Source organism: Yimella radicis, from assembly GCF_054778255.1.
In genome coordinates this window covers 31,111-46,309 of the sequence record NZ_BAAGZR010000003.1, presented here as the reverse complement: position 1 = coordinate 46,309, position 15,199 = coordinate 31,111, and the positions used below count along the sequence as shown (strand labels likewise).

Annotated in this window: 13 protein-coding genes and 3 tRNA genes; 11 read left to right on the top strand and 5 right to left on the bottom strand. The window is 66.6% G+C overall.

Annotated elements, in window-relative coordinates:
* Window positions 1-64: 64 nt before the first annotated feature.
* Window positions 65-562 carry a YajQ family cyclic di-GMP-binding protein gene (locus ACYU8W_RS01970; RefSeq protein ID WP_129624555.1) on the bottom strand — a complete coding sequence of 166 codons (498 nt, stop codon included), beginning with the start codon at window positions 560-562 and terminating at the stop codon, window positions 65-67.
* A gap of 132 nt (window positions 563-694) precedes the next feature.
* Between ACYU8W_RS01970 and ACYU8W_RS01965 the strand changes: the two genes are divergently transcribed.
* From ACYU8W_RS01965 to ACYU8W_RS01950, 4 genes are all read left to right on the top strand, one after another.
* A complete protein-coding gene (locus ACYU8W_RS01965) occupies window positions 695-2,179 on the top strand; it encodes an amino acid permease (protein WP_499466195.1) in 1,485 nt (494 codons plus the stop codon).
* A 162-nt stretch (window positions 2,180-2,341) separates the two neighbouring features.
* A tRNA-Tyr gene (locus ACYU8W_RS01960) sits at window positions 2,342-2,425 on the top strand.
* A gap of 62 nt (window positions 2,426-2,487) precedes the next feature.
* Complete coding sequence (locus ACYU8W_RS01955; RefSeq protein WP_499466193.1) at window positions 2,488-3,744, top strand: multidrug effflux MFS transporter; 1,257 nt, start codon at window positions 2,488-2,490, stop codon at window positions 3,742-3,744.
* Window positions 3,741-4,367 carry an IMPACT family protein gene (locus ACYU8W_RS01950; RefSeq protein ID WP_499466191.1) on the top strand — a complete coding sequence of 209 codons (627 nt, stop codon included), beginning with the start codon at window positions 3,741-3,743 and terminating at the stop codon, window positions 4,365-4,367. Before ACYU8W_RS01955 ends, ACYU8W_RS01950 begins: the two co-directional genes overlap by 4 nt.
* A 7-nt stretch (window positions 4,368-4,374) precedes the next feature.
* Here ACYU8W_RS01950 and ACYU8W_RS01945 read toward each other — a convergent pair whose 3' ends face one another.
* Window positions 4,375-4,743 carry a VOC family protein gene (locus ACYU8W_RS01945; protein ID WP_499466189.1) on the bottom strand — a complete coding sequence of 123 codons (369 nt, stop codon included), beginning with the start codon at window positions 4,741-4,743 and terminating at the stop codon, window positions 4,375-4,377.
* A gap of 321 nt (window positions 4,744-5,064) precedes the next feature.
* On the opposite strand from ACYU8W_RS01945, the gene ACYU8W_RS01940 reads away from it, so the two are divergent.
* The gene (locus tag ACYU8W_RS01940; protein WP_499466187.1) at window positions 5,065-6,444 is read left to right on the top strand and encodes an MFS transporter; all 1,380 of its coding nucleotides are present in this window, start codon (window positions 5,065-5,067) and stop codon (window positions 6,442-6,444) included.
* Window positions 6,445-6,491: 47 nt separating this feature from the next.
* On the opposite strand, the gene ACYU8W_RS01935 is transcribed toward ACYU8W_RS01940, so the two are convergent.
* The 3 genes from ACYU8W_RS01935 to ACYU8W_RS01925 all read right to left on the bottom strand — a co-directional run bounded on the left by ACYU8W_RS01935 (window position 6,492) and on the right by ACYU8W_RS01925 (window position 10,801).
* Window positions 6,492-8,009, bottom strand: coding sequence for an AAA family ATPase (locus tag ACYU8W_RS01935; protein WP_141929221.1), 1,518 nt, complete (start codon window positions 8,007-8,009; stop codon window positions 6,492-6,494).
* 106 nt (window positions 8,010-8,115) lie between these two features.
* Window positions 8,116-10,077: an acyl-CoA dehydrogenase family protein gene (locus ACYU8W_RS01930; RefSeq protein WP_499466184.1), complete on the bottom strand. Its 1,962-nt coding sequence runs from the start codon at window positions 10,075-10,077 to the stop codon at window positions 8,116-8,118.
* Between the two features lie 28 nt (window positions 10,078-10,105).
* Window positions 10,106-10,801 carry a TetR/AcrR family transcriptional regulator gene (locus ACYU8W_RS01925; RefSeq protein ID WP_129624549.1) on the bottom strand — a complete coding sequence of 232 codons (696 nt, stop codon included), beginning with the start codon at window positions 10,799-10,801 and terminating at the stop codon, window positions 10,106-10,108.
* 107 nt (window positions 10,802-10,908) lie between these two features.
* Between ACYU8W_RS01925 and ACYU8W_RS01920 the strand changes: the two genes are divergently transcribed.
* The 6 genes from ACYU8W_RS01920 (at window position 10,909) to rpmG (ending at window position 14,952) form a co-directional block, all read left to right on the top strand.
* On the top strand, window positions 10,909-12,201 hold the full coding sequence (locus ACYU8W_RS01920; RefSeq protein WP_141929219.1) for an acetyl-CoA C-acetyltransferase: 1,293 nt from the start codon (window positions 10,909-10,911) through the stop codon (window positions 12,199-12,201).
* Entirely contained in the window at window positions 12,198-13,562 is a 1,365-nt protein-coding gene (locus ACYU8W_RS01915; protein ID WP_499466181.1) for a 3-oxoacyl-ACP reductase, read from the top strand. Before ACYU8W_RS01920 ends, ACYU8W_RS01915 begins: the two co-directional genes overlap by 4 nt.
* Before the next feature lie 4 nt (window positions 13,563-13,566).
* On the top strand, window positions 13,567-14,454 hold the full coding sequence (locus ACYU8W_RS01910) for a MaoC family dehydratase (RefSeq protein ID WP_499466179.1): 888 nt from the start codon (window positions 13,567-13,569) through the stop codon (window positions 14,452-14,454).
* 80 nt (window positions 14,455-14,534) lie between these two features.
* A tRNA-Thr gene (locus ACYU8W_RS01905) sits at window positions 14,535-14,607 on the top strand.
* Between the two features lie 51 nt (window positions 14,608-14,658).
* Window positions 14,659-14,735: transfer RNA gene (locus ACYU8W_RS01900), tRNA-Met, on the top strand.
* 46 nt (window positions 14,736-14,781) lie between these two features.
* A complete protein-coding gene (rpmG, locus tag ACYU8W_RS01895; RefSeq protein WP_141929217.1) occupies window positions 14,782-14,952 on the top strand; it encodes a 50S ribosomal protein L33 in 171 nt (56 codons plus the stop codon).
* Window positions 14,953-15,199: the final 247 nt, after the last annotated feature.

Genomic DNA, 15,199 nt, shown 5'->3' with positions numbered 1-15,199 from the left:
GGAGGGTTTTACTCCGCGAGAAGGAGACTTTCCCTTCTCGCGCAGCAAATGTCTCCTCGCTGAGTCAGCGGTAGTTCGTGTATTGCAGCGCGACGTCCAGGTCGGACGCTTTGAGCAGGCGCTGCACTTCCTGCAGGTCATCGCGTGACTTGCTGCTGACCTTGAGTTCGTCGCCCTCGATGCGTGCCTTGACCGACTTCGGGCCTTCGTCACGGATGATCTTGCTGATCTTCTTCGCGTTCTCCTGCGACAGGCCCTCCTTGAGAGTGCCCTCGAGTCGGTAGATCTTGCCGAACAGCTTCGGCTCACCGTCGTTGCTGAGCTCGATCGACTTCAGTGACACGCCCCGCTTGACCAGCTTGGTTTGAAACACGTCGAGCACGGCCAGGCAACGCTCGGTCGCGTTCGCCTCGATCAGGATCTTCTCGCCCGACCACTCGAGTTTGGCGTCGACGTTCTTGAAGTCGTACCGCGTCGAGATCTCCTTGGCGGCCTGGGTCAGAGCGTTGCTGACCTCCTGCTTGTCGACCTTGCTGACGATGTCGAACGATGAGTCGGCCATGGCGGGCTCCTTCGGGTCGGGGCAGTCGTGATCGGCACCGAGCGTACGCGGACGCCTGGCGGTCGTGCAGGCCCGTCGGCCGCCTCGATCCGATACCGTGCTGCGGCCACCACAACCGGAGAGGCTCCGCTCTTGTCAGACAAGACCACTACCGTCAGCGAGCAGGAAAGCAAGCACGGCCACACCGACGATCTGCATCGCGGACTCAAGGCGCGTCACCTGAACATGATCGCCATCGGCGGTGCGATCGGCACCGGTCTGTTTCTCGCGTCCGGTGGCACGATCAGCGAAGCCGGCCCGGGTGGCGCGCTGCTGGCGTACGCCCTCATCGGACTCATGGTCTTCATGCTGATGCAGAGTCTGGGGGAGATGTCGACCTTCCTGCCGGTCGCCGACTCGTTCCAGGCGTACGGCACCCGCTTCGTCTCACCGTCCTTCGGCTTCGCGCAGGGCTGGAACTACTGGTTCAACTGGGCGATCACCGTCGCGGCCGAACTCGTCGCCGCCGCACTGGTGATGAAGTACTGGCTGCCGGACGTGCCCTCGTGGGTGTGGTCGGCGGTCTTCTTGGCGATTCTGTTCGGACTCAACGCTTTTCACGTGAAGGCGTTCGGCGAAAGCGAGTTCATCTTCTCCACGATCAAGGTCATCACTGTGATCGTGTTCCTCGGTATCGGCCTGCTGATGATCCTCGGTGTGATGGGCGGCGACTCGCCCGGATTCTCCAACTGGACGCGTGGTGAGGCGCCTTTCGTCGGCGGTATCGGCGGTATCCTCGCGATCTTCATGATCGCCGGCTTCTCGTTCCAGGGCACCGAGATGGTGGCTGTCGCCTCCGGTGAGGCGGAGAACCCCGAGAAGACGATCCCGAAGGCGATCCGCGCGGTGTTCTGGCGGATCCTGCTGTTCTACATCGGTGCGATCGCGATCATCGGCTTCCTCATTCCGTACACCGACAAGCGACTGCTGTCGGCGTCGGAGAACGAGGACATCACCATCGCCCCGTTCACGCTCGTCTTCGACCAGGCCGGCATCGCGTTCGCGGCGGCCGTGATGAACGCGGTCATCCTCACCGCGATCCTGTCCGCCGGTAACTCCGGTCTCTACGTCTCCAGCCGCATGCTGTTCGGCCTGGCGCGCGACGGCAAAGCACCGGCGATCTTCGGTCGGCTCAACAAGCGGGGCATCCCGATGCCGGCTCTGCTCGCGACCACGGCGATCGGTGGACTCTGTTTCATCACCAGTCTCGCCGGTGACGGCGTCGCCTACACCTGGCTGGTGAACGCGTCCGGACTCGCGGGCTTCATCACCTGGTGCGGAATCGCCTGGAGCCACTACAAGTTCCGCCGTGCGTACGTGGCCCAGGGTGGCGACGTGAACGACCTGCCGTTCAAGGCGCTGTGGTTCCCGCTCGGCCCGGTGCTCGCCCTCGGCATGTGTGTGGTCGTCATCATCGGTCAGAACTACGAGGCGTGGCTGACCTCGACGCCCGACATGAAAGGACTGCTGTCCTCCTACCTGGGCCTGCCGTTGTTCCTGGCTCTCTGGTGGGGGCACAAGCTGGTCACCAAGGCACCCAAGGTGAAGCCGGAAGAAGCGGATCTATCCCGCCACTGACCTGGACGGGTTGGTGGCTGAGTGCGGAGTTGGTGGCTGAATCGGGAGTTGGAACTGCGCCGATGGCCACCGACTCAGGCGATGGCCATCAACTGCTCACCACGACGTCCGGATCCGATTGGCTCGGACGCGGGCGGATTGCTACCCTTACACGCGCACTACGCCAGGTTGCCCGAGCGGCCAATGGGAGCGGACTGTAAATCCGTCGCGAAAGCTTCGAAGGTTCGAATCCTTCACCTGGCACCACGTGCAGAAGGCCCCGGCTCCGTCCGGGGCCTTCGCCTTTTCGAACCAGCAGGGGAGTGGACGTGGAGCGGGCGACGAAGAGCAGCATCTGGTTGCTGCTGGTCGTGTTGGCGGCGTTGTCGATGCTCGGCCCGTTCTCGATCGACACTCCTTTCCCGGCGTTCAGCAGGATGGGGCGCGAGTTCTCCGTCAGCACCGACGACATGCAGTTGGTCGTGACCGCCTACATGCTCGCTTTCGCATTGATGAGTCCCTTCCACGGTCCCATCTCGGACGCGGTCGGTCGCCGCCCGGTCATGCTCGCCGGCCTGTCGATGTACGCCGTCGCGTCGGTCGGTTGTGCCCTCTCGACCAGCTTGCCGATGCTGCTCGGTTTCCGTGTGTTGCAAGGGCTTTCGGCCGGTGGGGGAGTGATCGTCTCTCGTGCCGTGATCCGCGACATGTTCGAGGGCGCCGAGGCGCAGCGGCTGATGAGCCGAGTCACGATGATCTTCGGTGTGGCCCCGGCCGTCGCGCCGATCGTGGGTGGCTGGTTGCTGACGATGGGGTCGTGGCGCGCGATCTTCTACTTCCTGGTGGGCGTCGCTGTCGTGCTGATGGCGTTGGTGATCTTCGTACTGCCGGAGTCGCACCCGCGTGAGCGGCGGACGGCGTTCACCCCCTCGGCGATCTTCGGCGGCCTGGTGGAAGCCGGACGTTCGCCTGCCTTTCACCGGGTGTCCTGGGCCGCATCGCTGAGCTTCGCCGGCCAGTTCCTCTACATCGGCGCCGCGCCGATCTTCGTGATGGACCTGCTCGGCAAGGGCGAGCAGGACTTCTGGATCTTCTTCGTGCCGATGATCTCGGGGGTCGTGCTCGGTTCGTGGATCAGTTCGCGAACGAGTGGCCACGTCACGATCAACCGATTGGTCAGTGCCGCAATGGCATTCGCGTTGTTCGGCGCACTCGTGAACCTGGCGTTCGCGGTCATCCCGGCGACCCAGGGTCTGCCCCACGCGGTCATCGGCCCGGCCCTGATCGCAGTGGGAACCGGCGCGTCCTACCCGGCACTGCAACTGACCCTGCTCGACATGTTTCCCGGCAGCCGCGGGGCAACGGTGTCCCTGTTCACCTTCTTCACCCTGGTGCTGAACGGCTCCATGGCGGGGTTCGTCGCACCACACGTCACGGGCTCGTTCGCGCAGATGGCCCTCATGGCGCTCGCTCTGGAGATCGTCGCGGTCCTGTTCTGGATGAGCCACCTGCGCCACAGGCCGGGTGCGGGAGGTAAGCTGATGCGCCCCAAGGTGCATCCCGTTCCGACTCCGTCGGGCCAGTGAGCAGCTACCTGACTATCTCCTCGCGCACCGACCTGGTGGCGGAGATCGAGATCAAGCGCTCCCGCTTCCTCGCGGTGGTCCGCCGGGTGGGCGACGAGGACGCCGCCCGCGCATTGGTGGCCGACCTGCGCAAGCAGCACCACGACGCCCGACATCACTGCAGCGCATTCATCCTCGGGCCGACACCCTCGATCGAGCGGTCGAACGACGACGGCGAGCCTGCCGGTACTGCGGGTGGCCCGATGCTCGACGTGCTGCGTGGACGCGAACTCAGCGACGTCGCAGCGGTTGTCGTCCGGTGGTTCGGCGGCACGCTGCTCGGAGCCGGCGGTCTCGTCCGCGCGTACGGCGATGCGGTCGCGGCGGCGCTCGACGGTGCACCGCTCGTCCGGCGGGCTCAGGACGACCTTTTCGACCTGTCGGTCTCCCATGCGGACGCCGGCAAGGTCGAGTCGGATCTGCGGGCCCGGGGCGTCGGTGTGCTCGGAGTCGACTACCTCGACCGGGCGTTGCTGCACCTGGCCGGAGACCTCGACGACCTGGCTCCCGCGGTCGCCGAGATCACCTCGGGCGCAGGCATATTGCAACCGGCCGGCACACGTTGGGTGGACCGCCCGACGTGACAGGCACTCAGCTGCCGGCGTCGGTGACACCCTCGTAGAGTCCGACATCGTTGCCGTCGGGGTCACGGAAGATCGCCCACCAACTCGTCTCGGAGATGGGGTTCTTCTCCATCACGACCTCGCCGCCGGTCTCCTTCACCTTCGCGAGGGTCTGCTCGATCGAGTCGACCTCGACGTACGAGCGCGGCTGGCTGAAACCGTCACTGCGAGGCGCGAGGCCGCCGCCGCTGATCTTGTTGGGTGCCTGCCACATCGGGTAGCCCTCGTAGCCGGGCACTTCCGCGATCTGCCAGCCGAAGAGGTTGCCGTAGAACTCCGAGGCCTTCTTCGTGTCGGCCACCGGGATGTCGATGTGCGTGATGTCGCCGTGGGGCATGTCGGATCCCTCCGCTGAATGGACGCGCCGGTCGGCGCACGCCCAAGTCTGCCGGAATAGTGGTACGCCCTCCTTGCTGCGCCCGCTCTCATCATCGGTTCGTCGGTGATGCTGTTGTCCGGCGCGGACGCAGACGGTCAGGGCGGGAGCGTCCGGAACGCCCGGACGGTGCCGGTGGAGTTCGCGTTCGGCTGCCCGTTCTCGATCTACCTGTGCGCGTGTGCCCTGCGCGCACTGCTTCACCAGGACCGTCCGCTACACCCGTAGTCGATGAAGGCGGTCGCACCAACGGCCGCTGCACGGCCGGTCTACGGTGCTTCGGTGTCCACCTCGCTGCGCCTGACCGATCCCGCCGGACGACGGCTGCTCGCGACCGCTGTGACTGGTTCCGGGCTCGTGTTCCTCGACGGCACGGTCGCCAATGTCGCGCTCCCGCGGATCGGCACCGAGCTCGACGCCGAACTCGCCGGACTGCAGTGGGTGGTCAACGGCTACACGCTGGCGCTCGCCTCGCTCATCCTGGTCGGCGGGTCGCTGGGTGACCGACTCGGACGCAAACGTGTCTTCGGCTGGGGCACAGTCGGATTCGCGCTGGCGTCCGTCCTGGTGGCTGTTGCGCCGACGATCGAACCGCTGGTTGCCGCGCGCGTACTCCAAGGCGTGGCCGCAGCGCTTCTGACGCCCGGGAGTCTGGCGCTGCTGCAAGCCGGCTTCCATCCGGACGATCGGATGAAGGCCATCGGCGCCTGGACCGGGATGCTCGGCGTCGCCACCGCGGGCGGTCCGGTGCTCGGTGGCTGGCTGGTCGGGATCGACTGGCGCATCGCCTTCTGGATCAACCTGCCGATCGCGGCGCTCGTGCTCTGGCTGCTACGTACTGCTCCGGAATCCAGGGACGCCGAAGCCGCGGGCCGGTACGACGTCGCCGGTCTGCTGCTGGCACCGATCGCGCTCGCCGGAATCACCTGGGCGCTGACGGCATGGCCGGGGCAGGGCGCTCCCGCCGCAGCGGTGGTGGGTGTGGTCGCGGGGGTCGCGTTCGTGGTGGCGCAGCGGCACGCGTCCCACCCGATGACGCCGCCGAAGTTGTTCGCCAGTCGGGTGTTCACGGTGATCAACCTCGTCACGTTGTTCGTCTACGCGGCGCTCGCGGGAAGCATGTTCTTCCTCGCCGTCTACCTGCAGGTGACCGCCGGGTGGACGCCGCTCGAAGCCGGGGCCGCGACCGTTCCGGTGTCGGTCGTGATGCTGTTCCTCGCCTCCTGGTTCGGCGGGTACGCCACCAGGCACGGAGCTCGGACGCCGATGGTCGCCGGCGCCCTGGTGCTCGCCGCCGGACTCGCACTGCTCGCCCTCGCCCCCGACCGACCGAACTTTCTGCTGCACATCCTCCCCGGCGTCCTGCTGCAGGGCTTCGGACTGTCGATGTTGGTCGCGCCACTCACCGGCACGGTGCTCGCCGCCGTTCCCGACAGCCGGTCCGGGGTCGCGTCCGGCATCAACAACGCGGTCTCGCGGACCGCGGGGCTCCTCGCGATCGCGGCGCTGCCACTCCTGGTCGGACTGTCCGGGGACGATTACCGCATCCCGCACCAGGTGGCGGACGCCTACCGCGCGTCGATGTGGTGGTGCGCCGGGTGGGTGCTCGTCGGCGCTGCACTGACGTTCGTCGGCTTGCGTCCGGACAGGCAGCGCCGATGACGGATCCCGGCCGCTGTTGCGACCGGGATCCTTTACTACGGGTGTAGTCAGCAGTCACTGTCGGGCGCGTAGGCGAACCAACCTGCACCGCCCGGCTCTCCACCGAACCGTGCACGACCGTCGAGGTTCTGGACGCCGGGGAAGTGCTCCTCCTGGACCTCGTCGTCGGAGTCGCGGATGTGCTCGTCACCGGCTCCGAGCAACGCACGGGTGACACCCTGGGAGGAGTCGAGCAGATCCGCCAGCGCGGATCGGACGTCGTCGGCAGAGACGGACGGCAAGGACGAATCCCGCTGTGCTGCAGTCAGAACACTGCGGCGAACGAGCTCCTTCAGGAAAGAAGCGGTGACGCCCTCGGTCGCTTCGCTGACCTCGTCCGCAAGTTTCGTCGTCACTTCCAGCGGTGCGTTCGCGGCATACAGGCGGAACAGTTGGGCGCGGGCCTGCGCGTCCGGACGGTCGATGTGCACCGCCACGTCGATACGTCCGGGACGCGCGACAAGCGCTTCTTCGAGAACTTCCACGCGGTTGGTCGTGAGCAGGAACATCAGGTCGCTGTCCGCGGCGGCGCCGTCCATCGCGTCGAGGAGTTCGAACAGGATGGGATTGTCGCCCGAGCCGAACGAGCGGTCCCTCGCGACCAGGTCGACGTCCTCGAGGACGACGACCGCCGGGGCGAGTTTGCGGGCCATTTCCGTCGCCGGGCCGATCCCGTGCAGTGCCGCACCCTGCAGCAACAACCGCGTGTACCGGGGCAGCCGGCCGAGCAGGTAGCGGACGGTGTGCGTCTTGCCGGTGCCGGGCGGGCCGTACAGCAGGATGCCGCGCTTGAGGTGTTGGCCGGCCCGGCGCAGCGCCGCACTGTGTGCTGCCACGTCGAGAGCCTGACCCTCGATCCGGCTCAGGATGTCGTCCGGGAGGATCAGTTGCTCACGGTCCATCGGTGTCGGGTCGAGGAAGCCCAACCGGATTCCGCCCATCGGCTGGGCGTGTGCTTGCACCAGCTGTCCGCGGTAGACGTTCAGTTCGTCGCGCAGGGCGTCGAGGGACGCGAACACGGCCTGCGCCTTCGCGACCGAAAGTCCCGCGATCTCCAGTTCGAGCACCGGCTCGTGCTCACCGGTCGTCACGAACAGTGCGTAATCGCCGTCGGCGTCGCTCACGAGCAGCAACGCCCGGGTGAAACACGCCCGGGTGCTCGAAGGGCCGTCCGGCAGGTCGGTCATCGCCGGGGCCACGAGTTGAACCGGTGAACCGGTACCGGTGATGAGACCGGTGAGGTCTGCCGACCCGTGGTGCTTCGGCACGAAGATGCCGTGCACGTCGACCGTTCGTCCGTCCTGCCTCATCCACGCGTCCAACGCGACCTGCAGATTGACCTGCTCCATGAGCGGCAGATTGCGGCTGACGACCGACTGCGCGGCGCCGTCGCCGAGGCGCTGTTGCAGCATTCGTTGGATCTCGGTACGCGACTCGGTGGCGGCTCCGTTCTGGTGGACCCATTTCATGAATCGGTTTGCGTTCGTTGCCAGTTCGCGCATCGCGCGATCGTTGTCCCCCGTCATGGAAACACACTAGTGAGCGGCTCGGGTTCCTGCCGAGCAGTTTCGGCGACGGGTATGGAACGGGGGACGGGACCGTCCGGTCCCGTCCCCCGTCATCGACGAATGCTCAGGCGTAGCTGGTGGTCTGCTCGCCGGTGGCGATCGGGGCGGTGATGAGTTCTTCGGGAATGCCCATGCCGTCGACGAGGGTGTGCACGTGCGGACGCAGCTCCTTGCACAGGTCGTTGACCGCGGAGGTCACCGCGCGCGATCGGACGGTGTTGAGGCGTCCGTGCTCGAGGAACCATGCCTTGTCGTCCTCGATCGAGGACAGGGCGTAGAGCGAGAGCACCTGGGCCATGAGGTCCTTCGCCTCGCCGTCGGGCATCTGCTCCATCGACTCCAGCGCGTCCTCGAGGATGCACCGGTCGATGTGCGCGCGGGCTGCGAACAGCACGTGGTCCTGGGCGTCGTTGAACAGCTCGAAACCGTTCTCCTTGTTCGCTCGGCGCAGCCGCTTGCCGACGGTCTCGAGCGCGTGGTCGGCGCGCTGCTCGAACATCGACAGGTGCCAGCCGGAGTCGTCCATCGCGGACTCGTGACCCCGACCCTTGGCGATGTCACGCAGGCGCTGGATGCCGGCGCGGCCGGCGGTGCGCTCGACGAGGCCCTCGGCGACCTGCTTGGTGACCAGACCGGCGAGCTCGGCCATCGCGAGGTCGCCGAACATCTCCTTGTACTCGGTCAGCAGACCCTTGGCGACCAACTGCAGCAGGACGGTGTTGTCGCCCTCGAAGGTCGCGAAGACGTCCACGTCGGCCCGGGCCTGGGTGAGCTGGTTCTCGGAGATGAAACCGGCGCCACCACAGGCTTCGCGCGCCGCCTGCAGCGCGTCGACCGCGTGCCAGGTGCTGATCGCCTTGAGGCCGGCCGCGCGGGTTTCCAGCTCGCGGATCTCTTCCTTCACCGGCGCATCACCGTCGGCGCGGGTGTCACCGTGCAGTTCCTGCAGCGACTCGGTGATCGCGTTCTGCGCGAAGCTCAACGCGTACGCCTTGGCCAGGCGCGGGAACAGCTTGCGCTGGTGGGCCAGGTAGTCCAGGACGACGATCTCCTGGTCGTGGCCCGGCGCCTCGAACTGGCGGCGTCGTGCGCCGTACCGCAGCGCGATCGCCAAGCCCTTCTTCGCGGCGCTCGCGGCCCCGCCACCCACGCAGATGCGTCCGCGAACCAGGGTGCCGATCGTGGTGAAGAAGCGGGCATTCTCGTTCTCGATGTCGGACTGGTAGTTGCCCTCGTCGTCGATGTCGGCGAACTTGTTGAGCAGCGCCGAGCGGGGGATGCGGACGTTGTCGAACGCGAACGTGCCGTTGTCGACTCCGGGTAGGCCGCCCTTGACACCGTTGTCCTCGATCGTGACGCCGTCGACGACCTTGCCGGATTCGTCACGCACGTCCATCAGCACGGCATGGACGCCGTGCCCGACGAACTCATTGTTTGCGGGAGCGTCTGCGGGAGTGAGCAGTTGACCGAAGACGACAGCCATCCGGGCGTCCTTGGCGGCGTTGCCGATGTAGGTCTTGACCGAACTCGGGGTGGGGGAGTTGACGACGAGCTCGTTCGTCTCGGGGTCGAAGGTGATCGTGGTCTCCAGGCGCTGGACGTTGGAGCCGTGGCCGATCTCGGTCATCGCGAACGAGCCGAGGATCTTTGCGTCCATGATGTCGGTGAGCACCTCGTCGTGGTGGCGCTCGGTGCCCAGGCGCGACACCGCGCCGCCGAACAGGCCGAACTGGACGCCGAGTTTCACCAGCAACGACAGGTCGCCGTAACCCTGCATCTCGAACAGTGCGCACGATGCGCCGTAGTCGTAGGTGCCGCCGTACGCCTCCGGGAAGCCCACCCGGCCATGGCCCAGCGACGCCAACCGAACCAGCTGACTGGTCACCCGATCACGCTGAGCCTCAATGGATTCCCCGGGCGTGCCGAGCAGCATGTCGGGTTCGATCTGGTCGCGGAAGTCCTGCCGGACCTGCTGCCACGGACCGTCGAGGGCCTTGCGCAGTTCGAGTGCGATCGGGTCGTTCATGAAAGTGCTCCGTTCATTTCGAGGAGTCTCAGAGGGAAGACTTGGGGGCGGTGTCTTGCGGGGAGCCGAGGACGCCGGCAAGTCCGACGGACGCGAATTCGGCGAGGTGCTGGACGACGTCCGCCCGAGGGGGACGATCGGGGTCGGCGAGCCAGCGGTCAGCTGCTTCCCGCACGTAGCCGACAAGGGCGTGACCCCAGGTCGCGGCGGGGGCCGGGTCGCGATCAGCCGCGATCAATGCGGCGGAGAAGATCTCTGACAGGCGGCCCGCGATGGCGTCGGTCAGGCCGGCGACGGGGTCGGAGTCGGCGTCCAGATCGACCAGCGGACGCCGGACGACGAAGCGGTAGAGCTCCGGGTCGCTCTCGACGAGTGAGAGATAGCTGTCGATCACTGCGACGAGCACGGCATGTGGGTCACTGCTGCGCAGGGACGCCGGATCGTCGAGGTCGACACCGGTCGAGATGGCCTTGTCGAAGTCGTTGAGGATCAGCGAGTCGACCGCTTCGACGACGGCGAGATAGAGCCCGAGCCGGTCGCCCAGGTGGCGGTAGATGACGGTCTTGGAGGTGCCGGCGGTCGCTGCGATCTCGTCCATGCCCACGGTCGCACCGTGCTTGCGGATCGCTTTGATCGCCGATTCGACCAATTGACGACGCCGCTGGACGCGGTGCGTGGTCCAGCGGGTGTCGCGGCCGTCGAGGCGCTCGGTGTGCGAACTCATGATGCTTCGACAGTATCCGAAACTCGGCGTACCTGCTACTGTCGGTATCGGTAAATTTAGGCGAGTTCGACACTCGCCTCCTCGATCGAACCACGGGAGAGTCCTCCATGAGCCTCACCGCAGGCCCGCGTGACGTTTTCGTCCTCGGCGGCAACCGCATTCCGTTCGCCCGCTCGGGCGGCAAGTACCTGAAGGCCTCCAACCAGGACATGCTGACCGCCGTCATCGACGGCCTTGTCGCACGTTTCGGCCTGGGTGGCGAGCGCCTCGGTGAGGTCGCTGCCGGCGCCGTCATCAAGCACTCGCGCGACTTCAACCTGACCCGCGAGTGCGTGCTCGGTTCGCACCTCGACCCGACCACCCCTGCGTACGACGTCCAGCAGGCGTGCGGCACCGGTCTCCAGGCAGTTGTGTTGGTGGCCAACAAGATTGCGCTCGGTCAGATCGACTCCGGCATCGCCGGTGGTACCGACACCACCTCCGACGCACCGCTCGCGCTGAACGACAACCTGCGCAAGACGCTGATGAAGGCCAACTACGCCAAGACCCCGCAGCAGCGCATCCAGGCGCTGCTCAAGGTGCGCCCCAACCAGCTGACTCCGGAGCAGCCGAAGAACGGTGAGCCGCGTACCGGTCTGTCGATGGGTGACCACATGGCGATCACCGCCAAGGAGTGGGGCATCAGCCGCGAGGCGCAGGACGAACTGACGGTCAAGAGCCACCAGAACCTCGCCGCCGCCTACGACCGCGGGTTCTTCGACGACCTGGTCACCCCCTACCTCGGCGTCACTCGCGACAACAACCTGCGTCCGGACTCCTCGGTCGAGAAGCTCGCCACCCTCAAGCCGGTGTTCGGCAAGGGCGAGGGGGCCACCATGACCGCCGGTAACTCCACCCCTCTCACCGACGGTGCGTCCGCGGTGCTGCTGGGTTCGAAGGACTGGGCGGCCGAGCACAAGCTCACGCCGCTGGCGCGGTTCGTCGACGCAGAGACCGCTGCGGTCGACTACGTGCACGGCAACGAGGGTCTGCTGATGGCTCCGCCGTACGCCATCGCGCGACTGCTCGAGCGCAACAACCTCGCCCTTCAGGACTTCGACTTCTACGAGATCCACGAGGCGTTCGCGTCCACCGTGCTGTGCCACCTGGCCGCCATGGAGGACCCGGAGTTCTGCAAGAACAAGCTCGGTCTCGACACCCCGCTGGGTTCGATCGACCGCAGCAAGCTCAATGTCAACGGTTCGTCGCTCGCGGCCGGCCACCCCTTCGCCGCCACCGGCGGACGCATCGTCGCCTCGCTGGCGAAGATGCTGCACGAGAAGGGGGAGGGCCGCGGCCTGATCTCCATCTGCGCTGCCGGTGGCCAGGGCGTCGTCGCGATTCTGGAGGCTGCCAAGTGAGCGGTATCGACGGTTACACCAAGTTCGTGAACGGCGGGTTCGGCAAGAAGATCGCCGGCACCGTGGGCCTACCGCAGCCGACCGTGTTGCGCCGCTACGCGGTCGGGCAGCAACTGATCGAGGGCCCGGCCGCGATCGCCGGCATCGGCGATGCTCCGGCGCTCGACGCCGTCCGCTCCGTCCTTTCGGATGCGGGTGCGAATGTCCTTGATGCGCAGTCCGACTCGGAGTACAACGAGAAGCTGTCGGCGGTCGTGTTCGACGCCACCGCGGCCCGCACGCTCGACCAGCTCCAGCAGCTGCGTGCCACCGTCGGACCGGCGATGAAGAAGCTCGGCAAGAACGGTCGCATTGTCGTCCTGTCCGCCGTGCCCGCCGAGGAGACCGACGTCGAAGCAGCGGCCACTCAGCAGGCGCTCGAAGGCATCACCCGCAGCCTGGGCAAGGAGATGCGGGCCGGCGGCACCGCCAACCTCCTGCGCATCAGCCAGGACGCGCCCGACGAAGCTCTGGAGGGGCCGCTGCGGTTCTTCCTGTCCAGCCGTTCGGCCTATGTGTCCGGTCAGCCCGTCACGATCGGCGCCGGCGACGTGCCCACGATCGCTGATGTCCACGTCCCGCTCAAGGGTGAGGTCGCGGTGATCACCGGCGCTGCTCGCGGTATCGGCGCGGAGATCGCCAAGGTCTTCGCTCGTGCGGGCGCGAAGGTGATCGCGGTCGACATCCCGGCCGCGGGCGATTCGCTTGCGAAGGTCGCCAACTCCATCGGTGCGGTTGCGCTCCAACTCGACATCACCGCTCCGGATGCCGGTGAGCGCATCGCCAAGGCCGTGGCTCAGCACGCCGACAAACTGGACGTCATCGTCCACAACGCCGGCATCACCCGCGACAAGTTGTTCGTCAACACTGACGAAAACCGTTGGGGCTCAGTGCTGGACGTCAACCTGCAGTCGCAGTTCCGGATGAACAGGGTGCTGCTCGACGCCTCCGTCCAGGGTGGGCTCAAGGACGGCGGCCGCATCGTCTCCGTCGCATCCATCAGTGGCATCGGCGGCAACCGCGGCCAGTCGAACTACGCCGCGTCGAAGGCCGGTGTCATCGGAATGGTGCGCCAACTCGCCAAGGAGCTCGAGGGACGCAACATCACCGTCAATGCCGTCGCCCCAGGCTTCATCGAGACCGAGATGACCGCGAAGATCCCGATGGGGACCCGCGAGGTCGGCCGACGCCTCAACTCCCTGCTCCAGGGTGGCCAACCCGTCGACGTGGGCGAGGCCATCGCCTTCTTCGCCGAGTCCGCATCCGCCGGTGTCACCGGTCAGGTGCTGCGGGTCTGCGGCCAGTCCCAGCTGGGAGCATGAGTCCATGACGCGCACCATCGAGCTCGACGCCACGCCGACCCTCGGGCCGGTGCTGGCGAAGGCCGCGGCCACCGGGTTCGCCCGCAAGGGCCGCACGCTGCCTGACGTCCGCGTCGTCCAGCGCGGGGTGAAGGTCGACCAGGGCGCGCTCGCCGCCTACGACCAGGTGTGCGGCTTCCCGGTCACACACCTGCTGCCGGCGACCTACCTGCACGTGCTGGTGTTCCCGCTGCAGGTCACGCTCATGGCGGACAAGGAGTTCCCCTTCCCGCTGATGGGCAGCGTGCACCTGTCCAACACGATCACCCAGCACCGTCGGGTCGGAGCCCTCGAGGTGCTCGACCTGGAGGTGGGCATCGAGAACCTCCGCCCACACTTCCGCGGCGCGCAGGCCGACCTCGTGTCCACGATCATAGTGGGGGACGAGGTCGTCTGGGCCGAGACGTCCACCTACCTGTTCCGCGGGCAGAAAGTTCCGGGCGAGGTGCCGTCGAAGTCGGACGAGCCGGAGCCGGCCGACGGAGCGGGCGTCACCTGGGCGCTGACTGCCGACCTGGGACGCCGCTACGCCGCCGTCTCCGGTGACGTGAACCCGATCCACATGCACCCGTTGGCCGCGAAGGCGTTGGGCTTCCCGACGACCATCGTCCACGGCATGTGGAGCAAGTCGAAGATGCTCGCCGCCGTCGAGAACCGGCTGCCGGAGAAGTACACCGTCAGCGTCGAGTTCAAGAAGCCGGTGCTCATCCCCGGCAAGGTCCGTTTCATCGCGGACGAGGCCGAGAACGGCTGGGATCTGGTGCTTCGCGCGGCCCGCAAGGACACCGTGCACGCCGTCGGATCAGTGGTCGTGGAACACATCGGGGAGCACGGGCCCGACTCGATTTCGTGAATCGAAGAGGTGTCCGGTAACCTCTTCGCTGCGCTACCGAACGGTTCGAAACGCAAGGTTTCGACGGTCGGTGGAGGCAGGCCCCTATAGCTCAGTCGGTAGAGCGTCTCCATGGTAAGGAGAAGGTCAACGGTTCGATTCCGTTTGGGGGCTCTGGTCCACGTCAGGGCCTGGAATGATTTTCAGGCGAGACGTGTTCCCCAAGGCGGGGTAGCTCAGCTGGTTAGAGCGCACGACTCATAATCGTGAGGTCGCGGGATCGAGCCCCGCTCCCGCTACCAATCCCAAGTAGTACCCACATTCATCGTTTCGAGAGCAGGTTGCCCCGTGGCTAGCAAGAGCGCAGACATCCGTCCCAAGATCACCTTGGCGTGCGTGGATTGCAAGGAGCGCAACTACATCACCAAGAAGAACCGCCGCAACAACCCCGACCGGGTCGAGCTGGCCAAGTTCTGCCCGCGCTGCGGCAAGCACACCGCGCACCGCGAGACGCGCTGATTGCATCCGCGGCTCCTTCGCAGTTCGAGACCCCCTGGCGCTTGCGCCCGGGGGTTTCGTGCGCTCTGGCGGGGTCGGACGCGGTGACCGCACCCTGTTTCGCGTGTCACAGGTGCGCGTCCACGAAGATACCTGTACTATCGGCGCCGGGGGGGGGGGGGTTGTGACTTACCGCAAACCCTCGTGTTAGTGGGCCCGCTCGGGGCTTGCTGGCACTGCTCGGCCACGGTGACTTCGGCTTCGGCCG